Raw genomic sequence first — 16,324 nt, 5'->3', positions numbered from 1 at the left:
TGACCGAGAGGCCAACCCTTTTCGTTTTGGAGTTCACTTACCGCCACCCAGCCTTACGGCTGAGAGATGCGAACGAATCGCATCTAGACGTACAGAGTCCCTCCTAGCCCGAAAAATTCAGGGTGGGTTGGCGGATGTGGTGCAAGCCGTTGAAATGACGTAGGATTTGGTTGCTAAAGCCGATCCGAATGATTTCCCGGAGACCACACCCGCCATGAATGATCTTACCCCGCCGCTGAGCGGTTTGTCATCTGTCGGCGGCAAGTCCGTCGTCGCCCGTTTTGACGGCGGCATGCTGTCGTCCAACAGCGGCGTTCTGGCTCTGGCGGAGGTGGAAAAACGACTGCGGTGGCCGACCGTCTGGCGCGTTGCATCGATGATCCGCGCTGCCCGGACCAGGTCGTCCACAGCCTGGCGGACATGATCGGCTTTCGCATGAAGATGATCGCCGCCAGCTATGAGGATGGCAATGACGCCAACCGGCTGCGCTCCGATCCGGTCTTCAAGATGGCCCAGGATGCACTGCCGTCGGGTCGGGATCTGGCCTCACAATCGACGCTGTGCCGGCTGGAGAACCTGCCCGGCGTGCGGGAGCTGGTCGCCATGGGGCGGGCGATGGTCGATCTCTATTGCGCCTCCTTCCGGCAGGTGCCGAAGCGGATCGTGCTCGACATCGACGACACGTTTGACGCTGTGCACGGAGGCCAACAGCTTCGCCTGTTCAACGCGCATTACGACAATACGGCTTCCAGCCGATCGTAGTGTTCGACGGTGCGGGCCGGTTCGTCAGCGCGATCCTGCGACCGGCCAGGCGGCCGAGCGGGGCTGAGATCTGCCCCCACCTGCGCCGCCTCGTGCGGGCGATCCGGAGCAATTGGCCGAACACACGGATCCTGATCCGGGCCGACAGCCACTACTGCGGTCCGCAGGTCATCGACTGGTGCCGCGCCAACGGGGTAGACTTCATCCTCGGCGTGGTGCCCACCACGACGCTGCGCGAGCATGTCGCGCATCTGGAAGCCACCACGCTGGCGCGTTTTGAGGCGTCGGCGAAATCGAACAAGGTCCGCCGCTTCAAGGAGTTCTTTGACGGCGCCGCCAGTTGGAGCCGCGTGGAGCGCATCATCGCGCGGGTCGAGGTCGGCGCCAAAGGAGCCGACACCCGCTTCATCGTCACCAATCTGGCCAGTGGCAAGGCCAAGGCGCTCTACGAGGACCTCTACTGCCGGCGCGGCGCGGCCGAGAACCACATCAAGTCCTGGAAGACGCATCTTGCCGCCGACCGCACATCCTGCACAAGAGCGACGGCCAACCAGTTCCGGCTGTTCCTGCATGCCGGCGCCTATTGGCTGATGTGGGGCCTGCGCGCTGCGATGCCCAAACGCTCGAGCTTTGCCGTCGCCCAATTCGACACGCTGCGATTGCGCCTCATCAAGATCGCCGCGCGGGTGGTCGAGATGAAAACGCAGATCCGCCTGCACCTGCCGACATCCTGCCCCGACCAGCGTATTCTGCGCATCGTCCTCGATCGCATCCCCCAACTCGCGACATAACGATGGGGCGCAGGCGCCCCGAAACGAACCCGCCGACCGCAACCTGCAAACCCCGCCTGCCATCACGACGGATCATCGCCGGCGCCCGAGGAGGCTTGTCAAAATGCACCCCGAGGGCGGCCAGATCGCCGATGCAGGCTGCCGAAAGCCGATCGCCGTGCATCTAGGCGGCTAGGAGGTTTGCGTCACCGACGAACTGCCAGGTTCGTCAAACGAGAGCCAGTCAGATGGTCTTCTGAATGGCTGAACTTCCGCTGGACGGGGCCAGACCCGGCACTGGACAGTTGCCGGGAGACTGGAGCTACCCATGCTCCACTTACCGCGCGCGGCGGGCTATTCCCAACCGCGCCTCATAAGATAGAGTTTGGGCGGGGAGTGATCCCCGCCCGTTCGTTGAGCATACGCACGAATCGGAGTCTATATTCCTATGGCTAAGCCAGTGGACAAGCCGCAAATCGACAAGTTCCGCGAAGCCGCTCGCGAACTGAAAACCGATCAGTCCGACGCCGCCTTTGAGGCTGTGTTGAATAAAATCGCCCACGCTCCGAAACTCACCAATGAGCAGATAAAAGAATTGGTGCGCCGGAAACGCGAAGCTGGGAAAGGCTAGTTTGCGCCAACTCCGTAGCCGCCATTCCCCTGCGGCTGGGTAGCGTTGGCTCTAGCCGTTTTCGCAGCCTACCCCGTCATGGTCGCGGTCGAGATCATAGATATCCGTGCCTACGACAGTGACCGGCCCGTGTGCATATGCGGGGCCATTGCCACTGCCAGAAGAACAATCGACGTCGCTGGCTATTGGAACACAACTGCCCGAGTAGTTGGGGTCGCAGGCTTCCTGAGCATGAGCGCAGCCGACGAATGATGCCACACCAAGAGCGACCACGCCTAGACGACAAAAAACCATGCAATATCCGCCCGCTTAAGACCAAAAATCTTTAGCGATCGTTTTGGCTCGATGCAAGAGGAGCAAAATGTTGCAGTGCACACTTTGTTTGTCGTCGCAATACTCTAAAATGGAATACTGAGGCTCGAATCTAAAAGGACTCCACAGGCCCTTTCTGATAAATATCAGATCGTACGAAAACAACCGATTCGGAGTCTAAAATGGCCAAAGTGAATCCTTTTCATTCCAAGCGTGTTGGAACAAAGGTCCACCACGACAATGACAAGTGCACTGAAGGAAATAATATCGAATCTTACAACCGTGTGTCAGGCACAGGCGGTCATCCAAAATGTGATACGTGCAAGAAACTCTAGGCTGATTCCGGCGGGGCTTTTTCGCGGTAGACTATTTCCCAGAGAGGCCCCGTCAATTCCCCGTCGTCTACAGTCCAAATTCGGCGCAATGACAGCACCGGCAGTCCATGCGCTACCGCTATAGCGAAAGCCCTGAACCCTTCCGCTTTGCGCCCGTTTTCGTCCACGATGCATATCGACGTCTCTTTCACTGAGGCGTCCAATCCGGCATAATATTTCATGCTGCGCTTCCTTTCTGATGCTTTGTGGCTGCTCCACGCAGACCACGTTCTATCATCAGCTCGAAGCCCAGCACCTCCTGCATCCTCCAACTATGGGGCTCAAGCCGAATACTCCATCTTGCTTCGGCACCGAGCAGCCGGAGCGCCGGCAGTTTCAGCGAGCGGGAATCCGGTCGCCGGAGATGGCCAATCCACAGCGCCCCCTCACGGAAGCCATGGCTAGAGCGTGCCGCGAACGGCCGATCAGCGCGCCGGCAGGCCCCGGAACTCCTTCCGCACGCTCGGCGTCAAACACCAGGAAAGTCTGTCCGGCGATCGTCATCGTAGCGCCGGGATCTCCGTCCGACGCCCGGATGATGCGTAGCGCTTCCTCGGCCGAGTGTCGGGTCGGGTCGAGGATACGGTCGGACCTCCGGCAGGCGGGTCGCTCGCACCCTGCCCCAGTTCGCCGGCAGCGCCGCCCCTTCCCTGCGCTCGATGCGGCCAATCGCTTCGAAGACGCAGGCTACGGCAGCCTGGGTCACTTCATGTCGGTAGAGGCTCGACTTCCGAGCGGGGCGCATCGGAAATTCCGCCCAAGCCCAGACAGGCCCCGCATCCATCTCCTTCCGGGCCTCGATCAGTGTGACGCCCCAGGTCGCTTCGCCGTCGAGGATCGCCGAGTCGAGGGCGCTCGGGCCGCCGCGGTCGCCACGGATGCCCGGATGGACGATCAGGCACAGCGTTCCGCGCCAGACATCGGCCGGGATCGGCCGCCTGAGGAAGGGCGCGATCACGAGGTCCGGCGAAAAGAGAGCGACCGCCTCGCGAGTGAAGTCGTCATGGATGTCAAGCTCGACCGTCACTTCGTGACCAGCCCGTCTCAGGTCGACATGCAGGCGCTGGGAGAGCCAGTTGAAATTGTGGCAGAGAAGCAGGATGCGCATCACCCTCTCTTAGAGGCTGTTTGGAAAATCGGATTTGAGGGGTTTCGTTTGCGCATGAAGTCTGGTTCAGAGCGTGGATGTGGACCGAACAGAGCCGTGGCCGTGTTGCCAAGATCGCGCGTAAGACGAAGCGTTATCCGTGTGATCTGACAGATGAGGAATGGGAGCGGATCGCGCCACTGATGCCGGTTCCTGGTCGGCGTGGGCGTCCCCGCGAGGTGGATTTTCGGGAGGTAATCAACGCGGTGCGCTATCTGGTGCGCTCAGGCTGTAGGTGGCGGATGTTGCCCATTCATTTTGGGCCGTGGCAGAAGGTCTATAGCTGGTTCCGCGAGTTGGCACGGCGCTTCCTTTTTCAGACGATCCACGACGTGGAACTGATGCTCGACCGCGAGCGGCAGGGTCGCGAACCTTCACCCAGCGCTGGTGTGATTGATAGTCAGTCGATCAAGGCACCCCATGCAAAAGCACGAGGCTACGACGCGGGTAAGAAGATCGTCGGGCGCAAGCGCCATATTGCGGTCGATACGGACGGACGGCTCCTGATGGTCAACCTGACCACCGCTGACATCTCCGACAGCGCGGGTGCGCAGGCGATACTCGACGGCATCCGCAAACGCTGGCCGTGGGTCAAGCATCTCTTCGCCGACGGGGCCTATGACCGGCTCAAGCTGATGGATAAGGCCTGCTATCTCGACTTCATCGTCGAGATCATCCGCCGCTCCGACGACCAGAAAGGCTTCAAGGTTCTACCGCGTCGCTGGGTCGTCGAACGGACGTTCGGATGGATGATCCGGTGGCGACGCCTCGTGCGCGATTACGAGCAGCGCATCGATGTCTCGCAGGCCATGATCCTCGTCGCCATGGGCGGCATCATGCTACGCAGAAACGCCCATCCGTGATTTTCCAAACCGACTCTTAGCAGATCCGGGGCAGTTGTTCGCCCGACAGCCAGTCGACAATCCGGCCGCCGCCAAACGAGGTCGTCATTTGGACAAAGCAGTTGTCGTCGGCCACGACGTGGCCGACCAGCGCCGCCTCACTGCCAAGCGGATGGGCGCGCATCGTCGCGAGCACGGCGTCAGCGCCCTCCGGCGCCACGACTGCTACCAGTTTCCCTTCATTGGCGACATAGAGCGGATCGAGGCCGAGGAACTCGCAGGCTGCAGCCACTTCCGGTTTGAGCGGGATCTTGTCTTCGTCGATGCGGAAGCCGACCCGCGACTGGCTGGCGATCTCGTTCAGCGTCGCGGCGATGCCGCCGCGGGTCGGATCACGCATTAGCCGGATATGCGCCCCGCCAGCCGCGACCATGTCTGCTACCAACCCATGCAGGGCCGCGCTGTCGGAGGCGATGTCGGTGTCGAATTCCAGGTTCTCGTGTTTCGACATCACGGCGACGCCATGGTCTCCGATCGAGCCGGAAATGATCACCGCATCGCCGGGCCGGGCGGCGTCCGACCGGAGATCGAGCCCGTCCGGAACCATGCCGACGCCGGCGGTCGAGATGAAGACGCCGTCGGCCTTGCCGCGCTCGACGACCTTGGTGTCGCCGGTGATGATCGGCACGCCGGCCTCGCGTGAGGCGGCGCCCATGCTCTGGGCGATGCGCTCGAGATCGGCGAACGGAAAACCCTCCTCGATGATGAAGCTTGCCGACAGATAGAGCGGTACCGCGCCCGCCATGGCGATGTCGTTGATCGTGCCGTGCACGGCGAGGGTGCCGATATTGCCGCCGGGGAAGAAAAGCGGCGAAACGACGTAGCCGTCCGTGGTCATCACCATCCGCCCGCCAGGCACCGAAAAGGCCGACTGGTCGTTGCCGGCCCTCAGCCAGTCATTGTCGAAGGCCTTGTGGAAAATGCCCTCGATCAACTGGCCCATGGCGCGCCCGCCGGCCCCGTGCGAGAGGTCAACACGGCCGTTGGCGACATCGAGCTTGCGCCTGTAGGCCTTGATCATCATGTCCATGCGACCGCCCTCCCCCCATCCACCTGCCGCGCCTTCTCGCGGAAGCGGCCATAGGTCCAGTGCGCGGCGCAGGCGCCTTCCGACGACACCATGCAGGAGCCCATCGGTGTATCGGGCGTGCAGACCGAGCCGAACAGCTTGCAGTCGGCCGGCCTCTTCACGCCGCGCAGGATCGCGCCGCATTCGCAGGCCGGGTTGTCCTTCGCGGCGGGCGTCACCATTGAAAAACGCTTTTCGGCGTCGTAGGCCACATATTGCGGCCGGAGCCGCAACGCGCCATAGGGCACTTCGCCGAGACCGCGCCATTCGAAGCTCTCGCGCAGCTCGAAGAAATTCGCTACCTCCGCCTGGGCCTTTTCGTTGCCGAGCGCAGTCACGGCGCGAATATACTGGTTCTCGACCTCGTGCATGCCGTCGTTGACTTGGCGCACCAGCATCAGGATCGCCTGGATGACGTCGAGCGGCTCGAAGCCCGCCACCACCACCGGCTTCTGGAATTCCCCGGCGAAGAATTCGTAAGGTTCGGTGCCGATGACGGTCGAGACATGGGCAGGGCCGACGAAACCGTCGATCTTGATCGTGCCGAGCTTGCGAACGTCAGGGCTTTCCAGGATGTTCTGGATCGCCGGCGGCGTCAGCACGTGATTGCAGAAGATCGAGAAATTGCCGAGCCCCTTGGCTATCGCCGCCTTGAGCGCGAGCGCGGTCGGTGGCGTCGTGGTCTCGAAGCCGATAGCAAAGAACACCACTTCGTGTTCGAGCTCGGCCTCGGCGATCCTGAGCGCATCGAGCGTGGAATAGACCATGCGGATATCGGCGCCGGCCGCCTTGGCCTTCAAGAGGCTCGATCCGTTCGAGCCCGGCACGCGCATCAGGTCGCCATAGGTGCAGAGCGTGATCTCCGGCCGCATGGCGAGCGCGATCGCCGCATCGATACGGCCGATCGGCAGCACGCAGACGGGACAGCCCGGTCCGTGGATCATCCGCACATTGGCCGGCAGCAGGTCCTCGAGACCATAGCGGGAAATAGCATGCGTATGGCCGCCGCAGAACTCCATGAAGTGATAGGAACGCGCCGGATCGGCGAGAGCGGCGATCTGCCGGGCGATAGCCTTGGCGAGCCTGCCGTCGCGATATTCGTCGATATATTTCATGCCGCATCTCCCATGGCCGCAGCTTCTCGGATGAGTGCGAGCGTCCTTTCCGCCTCCTCCGGATCGATCTTCGCGAGCGCATAGCCGACATGAAGGAGGAGATAGTCGCCCGGCCGGACATCGTCGATCAGCGCGGTCGAAACGATCTTCGAGACGCCGTCGAGCGTGACCTTCGCCATGTTGTCGGGCAGTACTTCCTTGACCTGGACCGGTATCGCTAAGCACATGTCCGGCTCTCCTGCGCTGATGCATTCTCGTTCATGATGACCTGCCGCGCATGGGCGGCCTGGCCGAGCGCGATGCCGCCGTCATTGGCCGGCGCGAGACGTGGCAAATAAGGCTTGAGACCGCGGTCCCGAAGCGCTTGCGCAAGTCCGGCCGCAAGGACCCGATTCATCAAGCATCCGCCGCCGAGCGCGACCTGCGGGATGCCGAGGGGTGCCGCTTCCCTCGCGGCCCATTCCGCAAGTCCCGCGATCAGCGTACCGTGAAAGACATCGGCCGCGTCAGCGCCGCTCAGTCCTTCCCGCGCAAGATGCAGGATAAGGGGCCGGAAATCGAGCACCCCGTCCCGGATTGCATAGCCGTCGCAGAGACAGCGCGGCGCCCGGACCAGGGCCTCGAGCTCCATCGCCGCCTGCCCTTCATAGCTCTGGACGAGACGAACGGCTGCTATCGCCGCGGCGGCATCGAAGAGCCTGCCGAGGCTGGTTGTCCGGGACGGCTGCATACCGCGTTCGAACATCGCCGTGAGCTGCACAACACCCCGATGACCTGGCCAGAGCTGCGACGCGAAATCTATGCATCCGGACTCCTGCAGGGCTGCCACCCCCATGCGCCAAGGCTCACGCGCCGCGCGGTCGCCACCGGGCAGCGGCAGCGATGTAAGCGATCCCGCTCGGCGCCAATGACCCCCATCGGCGATGAGCATTTCGCCCCCCCAACTCGTGCCATCGGTGCCGAAACCGTGGCCATCGAGCGCAAGCCCGAGAACCGGGCCGGAAAGCCGATGCTCCGCCACCACGGCCGCGACATGGGCGACATGATGCTGGACTGCCACGACCGGCAGGCCCAGGCTCTCTGCCATCCGCACGGAACGGAAATCCGGATGCAGGTCCGAGACCGCGAATTCCGGCTTCACGTCAAGGATCGAACAGAGATGGGTGATCGCCTCGCGCTGGAAACGGATCGCCTCGGCATTGTTGAGGCCGCCTATATGCTGCGAGAGAAAGGCCTCGTGCCCACGTGTGACGCAGATAGTGTTCTTGAGGTCGGCGCCGGTGGCGATCACCGCAGGTCCATCCTCGCCGAGATCGACGGGCTCGGGCACGAAGCCGCGGGCGCGACGGATGAACGCCGGGGCGCCATCGATGACCTGCATGACGGAGTCGTCGGCGCGGACGGTGATGTCGCGATCATGGGTGACGATCAGATCCGCAATCGCGGCAAGGCGGCGCTCGGCGTCGGCGTTGTCGGCCACAAGGGGTTCACCACCGGGATTGGCGCTGGTCGCGACCAGCGCTGCAGGTCGGTGCGGCGAATGGCAGGCGAGTTCGTCGAGCAGCACATGATGCAGTGGAGCATAGGCGAGCATCAGCCCAATCCGCGCGAGGCCGGGCGCGATGAGGTTGGAGAGCGCACCGGCACGTGCCTCGACCACCACGATCGGGCTCGCGGGCGAGGCCAGCAAGGCTTCTTCGGCTTCGCTCAGTCGTGCGAACTGCCGCGCCGCCTCGATGCCGGCGACCATGACGGCAAACGGCTTCTGGTCACGAGCCTTGCGCAGCCGGAGGAGATCGATCGCTGCATCGTTGCGGGCGTCGCAGAGCAGGTGGAAACCGCCTATGCCCTTGAGCGCGACGATGGCGCCGCCTTCGAGCCGCGCCGCAATCTCCGCGATCGAATGGCTGAGACTCGGGCCGCAATCGGGGCAGGCGACCGGCTCGGAATGGAAGCGCCGGTTCTCCGGATCGATATAGTCCGAGGCACAGGCCCGGCACATCGGAAACGATGCCATCGAGGTCTGCGTCCGGTCATAGGGCAGCGCGCGAGTGATGGTGAAGCGCGGGCCGCAATGGGTGCAGTTGACGAAGGGATAACCGAAGTACCGGCTCGCGGGATCGGTCAGCTCACACCGGCATTCGGCGCAGGTCGCGGCATCCGCGCCGATCCGGGTCGCGCTCTTGCCGCCAAGGCTCTCGAGGATTTCGAACCGCTCGCCACCGGCTGGCGAGAGTTCGAGCACGTCGATCGAGTCGATGCGGGCGAGCGGCGGCGCCTGGGTCCGGATCGCGTCGGGAAAGCGGCCCGCATCCGGACCCTCGATCTCTATCAGCACGCCGGCACTGTCGTTCAGCACGAAGCCGGAAAGCCGCATAGTCCGCGCGAGCCTGTAGGCGAAGGGCCGGAACCCGACGCCCTGCACGGCGCCGCGCACCTGGAGCCTGAGCCGCCGGATCGGGTTTTCGATCGGTCGTGCGAGCGCCCTCGCCATGGTTCATGCCACCTTCGGTCACGCGGCCCGGTGGGGGGCGGATGCCTCGAGCCAGGCATAGAAGGCTTCCATGCCCTCTCCCGTGCGGGCGGAGACCGTCAGCGTCTGGAGGCGCGGATTGACGCGCAGGGCGTTGGCGATGCAGAGGCCGACATTGAAATCGAGATGCGGCAGCAGGTCGGCCTTGTTGAGGATCATCAGGTCGACGGCGGCGAACATGTTGGGATATTTGAGCGGCTTGTCCTCGCCTTCGGTGACTGACAGGACCACAACCTTGTGGGCCTCGCCGAGATCGAAGGCGGCGGGACAGACGAGGTTGCCGACATTCTCGATGAAGAGCGCAGAGCCTGGTTCAAGCGCGAGATCCTCAGCCGCGTGGCCCACCATGTGGGCGTCGAGGTGGCAGCCCTTGCCCGTGTTGATCTGGATGGCGCGGGCGCCGGTCTCGCGGATCCGGGCCGCGTCGTTCGAGGTCTGCTGGTCACCTTCGATAACCGAGATCGTGAGGCGGTCCTTTAGGTCATTGATCGTGCGGACCAGCAGGCTGGTCTTGCCCGAGCCGGGGCTGGAGACGAAGTTGAGCGCAAAGATGCCCTGGCGCTCAAAATATCGCCGGTTCTCTTCCGCATAAGCGTGGTTCTTGGAGAGGATGTCTCTCTCCACCTGGATGATCCGCTCCTCATGCCCGCCATCGCCATGGTGGTGGTGGTCTTGGTCGTGATGATGGTCATGGCTGTGACGGTGCCCGCCCTCCTCGTGCTTGTGACCCTCGATGGAAGAAGTCTCGCAACCGCATACCGTGCACATCAGCTCACCTCCATATCCCTGATCTTCAATTCGTCGCCTGCCGTCATCTGGACCCGATGCCGTCCGCAGTCCGGGCAGGCGCCGAACCGCTCCTCCAAGGCGACCGTCTTGCCGCAGTCGAGACACCAGCCCTCGCCGGCAATGCGGTTGATCTCGAGCGTCGCCTCGTCCGCAATCGTGCCGTGTCGCACGGCCTCATAACAGAACATCAGCGCGTCCGGCTCGACGTGGCTCAGCACGCCGACATCGACCCGGACCGACTTGACGCGTGTCGCGCCGTTCTGCCGCGCCGTGTCGCAGACGATCTCGATCACACTCTCCATCAGCGACATTTCATGCATGTGCGGCCTCGCGAACATTAACCTCAAAGGCCACGCAGGGATCGAACAGGACCGCGAGCCGCGACACCGATCTCACGGCGGCCTCATCGGTCCCGACGGGTGACGACAGCAGTGTCTCGACGAAGGGGCCGGCGGGATGAAAATTCCATTCGGTCGGGGCGAGGATGCGATAGGACGAAAGCCTGCCGTCGCCGCCGATCTCGGCCTGATGATAGAGCCGGCCACGCGCGCATTCTACAGCACCGTAGCCACCGGCGCCCGGCGTGGCCCCGCCGCAGGCGAGTGATGCTCCGTCGCACTTGCCGGTTGCTGCGAGAGCGGTCAGTTGTTTGAGGCAGAGGCGCACGTCGTTGATGCGGGCTAGCAGTCGTTGGACCAGATGGGAGGCCTCCACGTCACCGGCGGCGAGCCGGGCATACGCGCCCGTCTCCGCGACGCGGCCTAGGAGATGCGGCAGGCTTGCATAGCCGGGCTCGGCGCAAAGCCGGGCGATGACTTCCGGATCGTCATTGATGGTCAGTGGATCGGGCCGCCGGCCATTGAAGACCCGATCGTTGCCTATATCCTGCAACATCGCGGCGCAGGCTGATTCCGGCAAAGGTGTGTCGCCCTGGCTCGGGATGCCGAGCGCGCTGGCCGCCGCAGACAGCCGCGCAGCGGCGGCCGCCAAATGCGCCCTGTCGTTTTGCCCGGCCTTGGCCGCGGCGATGATTTCTTGCGAAGCGGCCAGCGCTTCGCGGAGATGTCTACCGGCGGTTGCGCCGAGCGATGCCGGCAGGGGGCATGGCCAATGGAGGATGAGCGCCCGCAAGGTTTCGAAAGTCCGCTCGGCGAGCAATCCGGCACCGGAGCCGATCCGTTCTTCCACCTTCATCGCCATATCCGCTGCATTCAGGACGGCGAGCCGCGCCGCGACGGCTTGCGCAAAACCGCAGAGCGAAAAGACTTGACCGGCAAGAGGGGGCGCCTCTTCGGGCCTGCGGCCGATGAACATGCGCGTCAGGCCCTGCGGGCGGTTCGCCTTCACCGTGACGGAACAGGCAAGCGCGCGCGACACGGTTACGTCGATCCTTATCGTGCCTGCCCCGAGAAGGAATGTCATTGCGACGCTTCCTCGCGCCTGCGGACATACCCGCGCAACAGGTCACGCCGATTGACCGCCGCGGGCGGGGCGGGCGGCGGTTCGAGCGTGGCAGGATCAAAGAAGGCCCGGGCTGCTTCGTCCGCTGTTTCGAGGGCAGCCTCCATCGTCGCAAACTCGAAGACCGGCGAAAACAGCGAGCAGGAATCGACACGGTCAATCGCATCGAGTTCACCGGCAATGAACCCGACCTCACCCGCCGGCAGGCCGACGCGGAGGGTCGTACCGGTGGCAGCTGGGGCGGAGGAAGGGCCCTGCGGCAGATCCGCTGCCACGAGATTCATGAACCATGGTGTAGTCACGATGCCGAACGCACGACCGCCGTAAGTCCGAAAACCGGTCGAGGCAATGCCAAGCGCGGGATTGCAGATCGGCACATCGGCCATGGCGGTCGCGTAAATGCGCCGGTAGCAGGCCTCGAGCCGCCGGCCGAGCGCCTGCGCGGGATCGATCTCGGCCCTCTCTGCGACGTCAGCGTCCATCACCCAGCCTCATGAACTTCGATTGCAGCGCATCGCAATTTGGGCAGCGCCAGTCTTCCGGCAGGTTTGCAAACGACGTCCCCGAGGCAATCTGCCAGACCGGGTCACCCTCAGCGGGATCATAGACATGCCAGCAGATACCGCATTCCATCTGGTCGTCGCCCGACACGGTCTCGCGCTTGCCGAAATTCTCGAAGGCGCTCATTTGAAATAGGCCTCCTCGATCTCACGCAGCCTCGCCTCGGAGTCGCGGAAATCATCCTCGGCGGCGATCGCGACCGAGGGAATGTCGCAGATCTCCAACGTATCGAGGATGATCGTGTCCATGGCGTTGTAGAACTGAACCGACCAGACATTGCGCGCGCCGGTCGCCACGATGCGGAAGCTGCCATAGCCGCGCGAGGTGAGCTGCACCGGCCCGGCACCCAGCGTTTCCTGCAGGAAGACCATGTCTTCCGGGCTCATCGGGAAGAGCGAGAAGGTGATGATATGGCCCGGATCACCGTCGCTGTAACGGGCGATGCGATCACCGATCTCGGTCAGCACGGGCATGACGTTCATGGCGCCGGTCGGCGCCGGCCCGTGGCTGATCGAGCCCGGCAGCGCCGAGCACGCCTGTTTGACAGCGGCGGGAATGCTCGCGACCTCGACATAGTCGGCAATGAGCCGGCCCTCACCGTCGGTGAAACGGACGCGCCAGACGCCAGCCATCACCGCCTCCTGCATCCGGGCCGTGATGCCGTTCGTCAATGCCGCGACGCCGGCGACCTCGCCCTCGCCGAGAGTCTGGGCGATCAGTTCCTTGTCGTCGTCGGGGAAATCGGTGATGTCGAATAGCCGGCCCGGCCGGTCGGCCTTCTGAACGGCGAGCGCGTCAGCGAGTTCCGGCAGGAGCATCGCCGTCCGCCGACATCGGCGGATCATTTCCTCGGCGCTGCTGGTGGCGAGGAAATTGAGCTTGCGGGCACGCAGCGGCGGCTCGGGGCCGACGGGCATCATCGTCATCGCCGCATCCTCGCCCCCGGGGCGACCCAGAATCCGGCCTTCATCGCACGCTCCTTGCCGGCATGGGTGATCTCGACCTTCGGTCCGCCCGAGGGCACCATGACCGGCGTGTCGGGCGCGAGCCAGGCGCTGATCTTCTCGACATATTCGGACCAGTCGCGGATCTTGCCCAGCACGCCGACCGGTTGGTCTCGACGAGTCACGGTGAGGCTCGGCATCACAACGACGTTAAAGCGGGCCTTTAGCTTGTCTTCGGCCGTGCGCAGGACCACGGCGCCGCGCAAGCGGCCTTGGAAGGCCTGGAGGATATGTGGGAGGACGACGGCGACGTCATCGGCTTCCGGCCGCTGCGACGGATCGCCGGTGAAGAACAGCACGGCATTGTCGGGTTCACTCGCCGCCGGAGCGAGGAAGGCATCGATATTCGTCTCGTCGATGAGGGGCAGGCGCGCCCGCTCGCTCAGGGCGCGGACCAGGACAGATGGCATAGTCTCCTCCACAAATCACGCTGCAAAACATTCCAACGAAATGAGGAGCAAGCGGCGTGCCAGACTTGGGAAAGTCAGATTCCTTTGATCTGGAAGACAAATTTCCGCCTTCACAAAGTATCGCGGGCATCTGGATGGAAAGTCCTTCCACTTTGGAAACTTTCTTTTCACTCGCAACGCAGATGCGGCGGCAGTTCCGGCTCGCGCGAGGTGAGATCGGCAAAGAGGGCGTCGAAAGCCCTCCCCTCGACAGCTTCAGCAAGACCCGCGAGTGCGTTGTCGATGGCCCGGGCCTCGTCGACGTCCAGCACCCGGATGGCAGAGCCGAGATGGGTGAGTAGGTAGGTTCCCGGCGGTTGTGGGCCGACCAGCATGAGGGAGATCGAGGATATCCGGCCATGTCGCTCGCAGTGGGCGACGAACTCATTGCCGGCGACGGTCCGCATGGGAATGCCGATGCACATGATGCTCCTCCTCCGTCGTCCAGATCTTATGAAATCGGGAGCCGCGGTACGCAGGGTGCCCACACGGACTCCCGACCGGCCTTAGCCCTGGGAGAAGTTCAGCCGGCCAGCAGGACTGCACCGGCAAGGGCAATGGCCACGCCGGCGGTCCGCGCGGCAACTCGTCGGGCGTTGCCGAACCTCAACCAGGCCAGCCCGAAACCGGTGAGATGCAGGATGACCGTGGCAGCCATGAAGCCCGCCACATTGCCGCCCGCATGCGCCATCGCCGGAAGCTAGGTGCCATGGGCGTGGCCATGGAAGAGCGCGCATGTTCCAACCACCGTCGCCGCGACCGACGTTGAAACCTTCACTTCGAAAGCAACCAGCAGACCGAGCAGCGCGACGGTCAGCGCGATCCCGGTTTCCACCATTGGAAAAGCGAGGCCGTAAATGCCCAGGGCGCCCCCCACCGCCATGACCGTCACGAAGGCCAAGGGAACGATCCATCGGGCTTTACCGCCCAGCGTCAAGGCCCAGAAGCCGACCGCGACCATCGCCAGGATATGATCGAGACCGCTGAACGGATGGCTGAAGCCGGCAAGCGCGCCGTCGGTGTGAAGGCCGACATGCGCGTGGGCGATGCCCGGTTGCGCCATCGCGACGAGCGTCGCCGCAACCCTACGGAAATTCATGATATCCTCCTCAATAGCGCAATGCGGCCGATTCGGCTCGGCGCTCGTAACGTTCGAAATCGATGTCGTTTTCAAGTAGTGGCGGAACCGCTGCTCCTTCCGGTCGCGCAGAGACGACGACGCCCCAGTCCCGCAATATTTCTACTGCCGTTTCGATTGCGCGCGGTATGACTGCCTTGACCAGCGTCGTCAGCGGGCCGCCCCAGTCTTCGAGATCCAGCGGCTGGCACCCGATGAGAACCAGCCGATCGGGATAGTGCCCCATAAGGTCAGCGGCGCTCAGCACCTCCTGGAAGCCGGTCTGATGCAGGCTCATCTTCTTAGCGCCAGTAAATTTCGGCACCTCGTCGTCTTCCACGATCTTCATCGTGCCCGGCTCGAGGCCGTAGTCGATGGCGTCGAACACCATCAAACGATCGTGTTCATTGACGAACTGCACGAGATAGAGCCCCTGCGTGCCGCCATCGAGGACGGTGACGTTGTCAGGCACCCGATACGCCTTGTGGAAGGTTTCCACCGCGCGCACGCCGAAGCCTTCATCGGCCCAGAGGATATTGCCTATGCCAAGCACGAGAATCCGCGGGGAAGGCGAAGAGGCCAAGGGATTTGGGCCGACCATCTAGTCCTCCCTGTCCTTGAAGAGGCGTTCGCCGGAAATCATCGACGAGATGATGCTCTGTCGGCTCATAATGTACTCGCGGATCGCCACATAAATGTGCACCATGAGGAAGACGAGGATTACCCACATGCCGAGATGGTGGAATGTGTGGATGTCCTGGCTGTTGGGCCAGATCGAGAACACCCAGCCGAAGAGCGCATATTCCCAGCCGTCGCGGCCGGCACCCTCGCTATAGAGCGCAAAGCCGGTGATCACCATGAAGACGAGCGGCAGGGTGAACATCAGGAACATGGTGAACTGGGAAAGAGGATTGTGGCCGACATACTTCGGCTGCCGGGCCAAGAACATGTACCACCGCAACTCATGCAGCCATTCCTTCCAGAAGCGGCCGCTCCAGAAGGGCACATAGAAGATCTGGCGGGCATGGATATTGCCGACAAAGGCCCAGTAGACCCTGAGGATAAGGAACACAGCAAGGACCTGCCCCGCCGCGAAGTGGATGAAGCGGATATACCCCATAACGAAATTGGCGATGGCCTCGCCCGGCACGGAAGGCAGCGGCGAGCCGATGAAATAGCCGGTCAGCGCGAGCGTCAGGATCGAGACGGCGTTGACCCAATGCCAAATGCGCACCGGGGCTTCGTAAACATAGATGCTGTGGCGCTCGACGGCCTTTTCACCGTGGGCGTCGGCGGCTGCGAGAGTTTCATGGATAGTCATGACTTAT

The 16,324-nt window shown here is 63.3% G+C and carries 17 protein-coding genes and 2 pseudogenes; 3 read left to right on the top strand and 16 right to left on the bottom strand.

What is annotated here, in order from left to right; translation table 11 throughout:
• Positions 1-214 precede the first annotated feature (214 nt).
• Together LHFGNBLO_RS00890 and LHFGNBLO_RS00885 are read left to right on the top strand one after the other, a co-directional pair.
• A pseudogene (locus tag LHFGNBLO_RS00890) lies at positions 215-1,553 on the top strand (IS1380 family transposase).
• A 427-nt stretch (positions 1,554-1,980) separates the two neighbouring features.
• Positions 1,981-2,163: a hypothetical protein gene (locus tag LHFGNBLO_RS00885; protein ID WP_258600316.1), complete on the top strand. Its 183-nt coding sequence runs from the start codon at positions 1,981-1,983 to the stop codon at positions 2,161-2,163.
• Between the two features lie 1,155 nt (positions 2,164-3,318).
• Here the strand turns inward: LHFGNBLO_RS00885 and LHFGNBLO_RS00875 are convergent.
• The gene (locus LHFGNBLO_RS00875) at positions 3,319-3,957 is read right to left on the bottom strand and encodes a formyltransferase family protein (protein WP_258600314.1); all 639 of its coding nucleotides are present in this window, start codon (positions 3,955-3,957) and stop codon (positions 3,319-3,321) included.
• Between the two features lie 77 nt (positions 3,958-4,034).
• Here LHFGNBLO_RS00875 and LHFGNBLO_RS00870 point away from each other — a divergent pair, with 77 nt between their 5' ends.
• The gene (locus LHFGNBLO_RS00870) at positions 4,035-4,859 is read left to right on the top strand and encodes an IS5 family transposase (RefSeq protein WP_258600313.1); all 825 of its coding nucleotides are present in this window, start codon (positions 4,035-4,037) and stop codon (positions 4,857-4,859) included.
• Positions 4,860-4,875: 16 nt separating this feature from the next.
• On the opposite strand, the gene hypE is transcribed toward LHFGNBLO_RS00870, so the two are convergent.
• The 15 genes and pseudogenes from hypE to cybH form a co-directional block, all read right to left on the bottom strand.
• Positions 4,876-5,928, bottom strand: a complete 1,053-nt coding sequence (gene hypE, locus LHFGNBLO_RS00865; RefSeq protein WP_258600311.1) for a hydrogenase expression/formation protein HypE — start codon at positions 5,926-5,928, stop codon at positions 4,876-4,878.
• Entirely contained in the window at positions 5,919-7,082 is a 1,164-nt protein-coding gene (hypD, locus tag LHFGNBLO_RS00860; RefSeq protein ID WP_258600309.1) for a hydrogenase formation protein HypD, read from the bottom strand. Before hypD ends, hypE begins: the two co-directional genes overlap by 10 nt.
• Positions 7,079-7,309, bottom strand: a complete 231-nt coding sequence (locus LHFGNBLO_RS00855; RefSeq protein WP_258600308.1) for a HypC/HybG/HupF family hydrogenase formation chaperone — start codon at positions 7,307-7,309, stop codon at positions 7,079-7,081. Before LHFGNBLO_RS00855 ends, hypD begins: the two co-directional genes overlap by 4 nt.
• Positions 7,300-9,576 carry a carbamoyltransferase HypF gene (hypF, locus tag LHFGNBLO_RS00850; RefSeq protein WP_258600307.1) on the bottom strand — a complete coding sequence of 759 codons (2,277 nt, stop codon included), beginning with the start codon at positions 9,574-9,576 and terminating at the stop codon, positions 7,300-7,302. Before hypF ends, LHFGNBLO_RS00855 begins: the two co-directional genes overlap by 10 nt.
• Before the next feature lie 18 nt (positions 9,577-9,594).
• Complete coding sequence (gene hypB, locus LHFGNBLO_RS00845; RefSeq protein WP_258600305.1) at positions 9,595-10,383, bottom strand: hydrogenase nickel incorporation protein HypB; 789 nt, start codon at positions 10,381-10,383, stop codon at positions 9,595-9,597.
• Positions 10,383-10,724: a hydrogenase maturation nickel metallochaperone HypA gene (gene hypA, locus LHFGNBLO_RS00840; RefSeq protein WP_183455173.1), complete on the bottom strand. Its 342-nt coding sequence runs from the start codon at positions 10,722-10,724 to the stop codon at positions 10,383-10,385. Before hypA ends, hypB begins: the two co-directional genes overlap by 1 nt.
• On the bottom strand, positions 10,717-11,781 hold the full coding sequence (locus LHFGNBLO_RS00835; protein ID WP_258600304.1) for a nickel-dependent hydrogenase large subunit: 1,065 nt from the start codon (positions 11,779-11,781) through the stop codon (positions 10,717-10,719). Before LHFGNBLO_RS00835 ends, hypA begins: the two co-directional genes overlap by 8 nt.
• A gap of 41 nt (positions 11,782-11,822) precedes the next feature.
• Entirely contained in the window at positions 11,823-12,347 is a 525-nt protein-coding gene (hybE, locus tag LHFGNBLO_RS00830) for a [NiFe]-hydrogenase assembly chaperone HybE (RefSeq protein ID WP_258600303.1), read from the bottom strand.
• On the bottom strand, positions 12,337-12,552 hold the full coding sequence (locus LHFGNBLO_RS00825) for a rubredoxin (protein ID WP_258600301.1): 216 nt from the start codon (positions 12,550-12,552) through the stop codon (positions 12,337-12,339). The genes hybE and LHFGNBLO_RS00825 overlap by 11 nt, the downstream gene beginning before the upstream one ends.
• Positions 12,549-13,352, bottom strand: coding sequence for a hydrogenase expression/formation protein (locus tag LHFGNBLO_RS00820; protein WP_319944163.1), 804 nt, complete (start codon positions 13,350-13,352; stop codon positions 12,549-12,551). The genes LHFGNBLO_RS00825 and LHFGNBLO_RS00820 overlap by 4 nt, the downstream gene beginning before the upstream one ends.
• Positions 13,349-13,840, bottom strand: coding sequence for a hydrogenase accessory protein (locus LHFGNBLO_RS00815; RefSeq protein ID WP_319944162.1), 492 nt, complete (start codon positions 13,838-13,840; stop codon positions 13,349-13,351). Before LHFGNBLO_RS00815 ends, LHFGNBLO_RS00820 begins: the two co-directional genes overlap by 4 nt.
• 167 nt (positions 13,841-14,007) lie before the next feature.
• Positions 14,008-14,304, bottom strand: coding sequence for a HypC/HybG/HupF family hydrogenase formation chaperone (locus LHFGNBLO_RS00810; protein ID WP_258600300.1), 297 nt, complete (start codon positions 14,302-14,304; stop codon positions 14,008-14,010).
• Positions 14,305-14,402: 98 nt separating this feature from the next.
• A pseudogene (hupE, locus tag LHFGNBLO_RS00805) lies at positions 14,403-14,942 on the bottom strand (nickel permease HupE).
• Positions 14,943-14,988: 46 nt separating this feature from the next.
• The gene (locus LHFGNBLO_RS00800) at positions 14,989-15,597 is read right to left on the bottom strand and encodes a HyaD/HybD family hydrogenase maturation endopeptidase (RefSeq protein ID WP_258600299.1); all 609 of its coding nucleotides are present in this window, start codon (positions 15,595-15,597) and stop codon (positions 14,989-14,991) included.
• A complete protein-coding gene (gene cybH / locus LHFGNBLO_RS00795) occupies positions 15,598-16,317 on the bottom strand; it encodes a Ni/Fe-hydrogenase, b-type cytochrome subunit (RefSeq protein ID WP_258600298.1) in 720 nt (239 codons plus the stop codon). It lies immediately after the preceding gene.
• Positions 16,318-16,324 lie beyond the last annotated feature (7 nt).

Origin of the sequence: Mesorhizobium sp. AR10 (genome assembly GCF_024746795.1) — a bacterium.
GTDB lineage: Bacteria > Pseudomonadota > Alphaproteobacteria > Rhizobiales > Rhizobiaceae > Mesorhizobium.
This window is presented reverse-complemented; position numbering and strand designations above follow the sequence as displayed.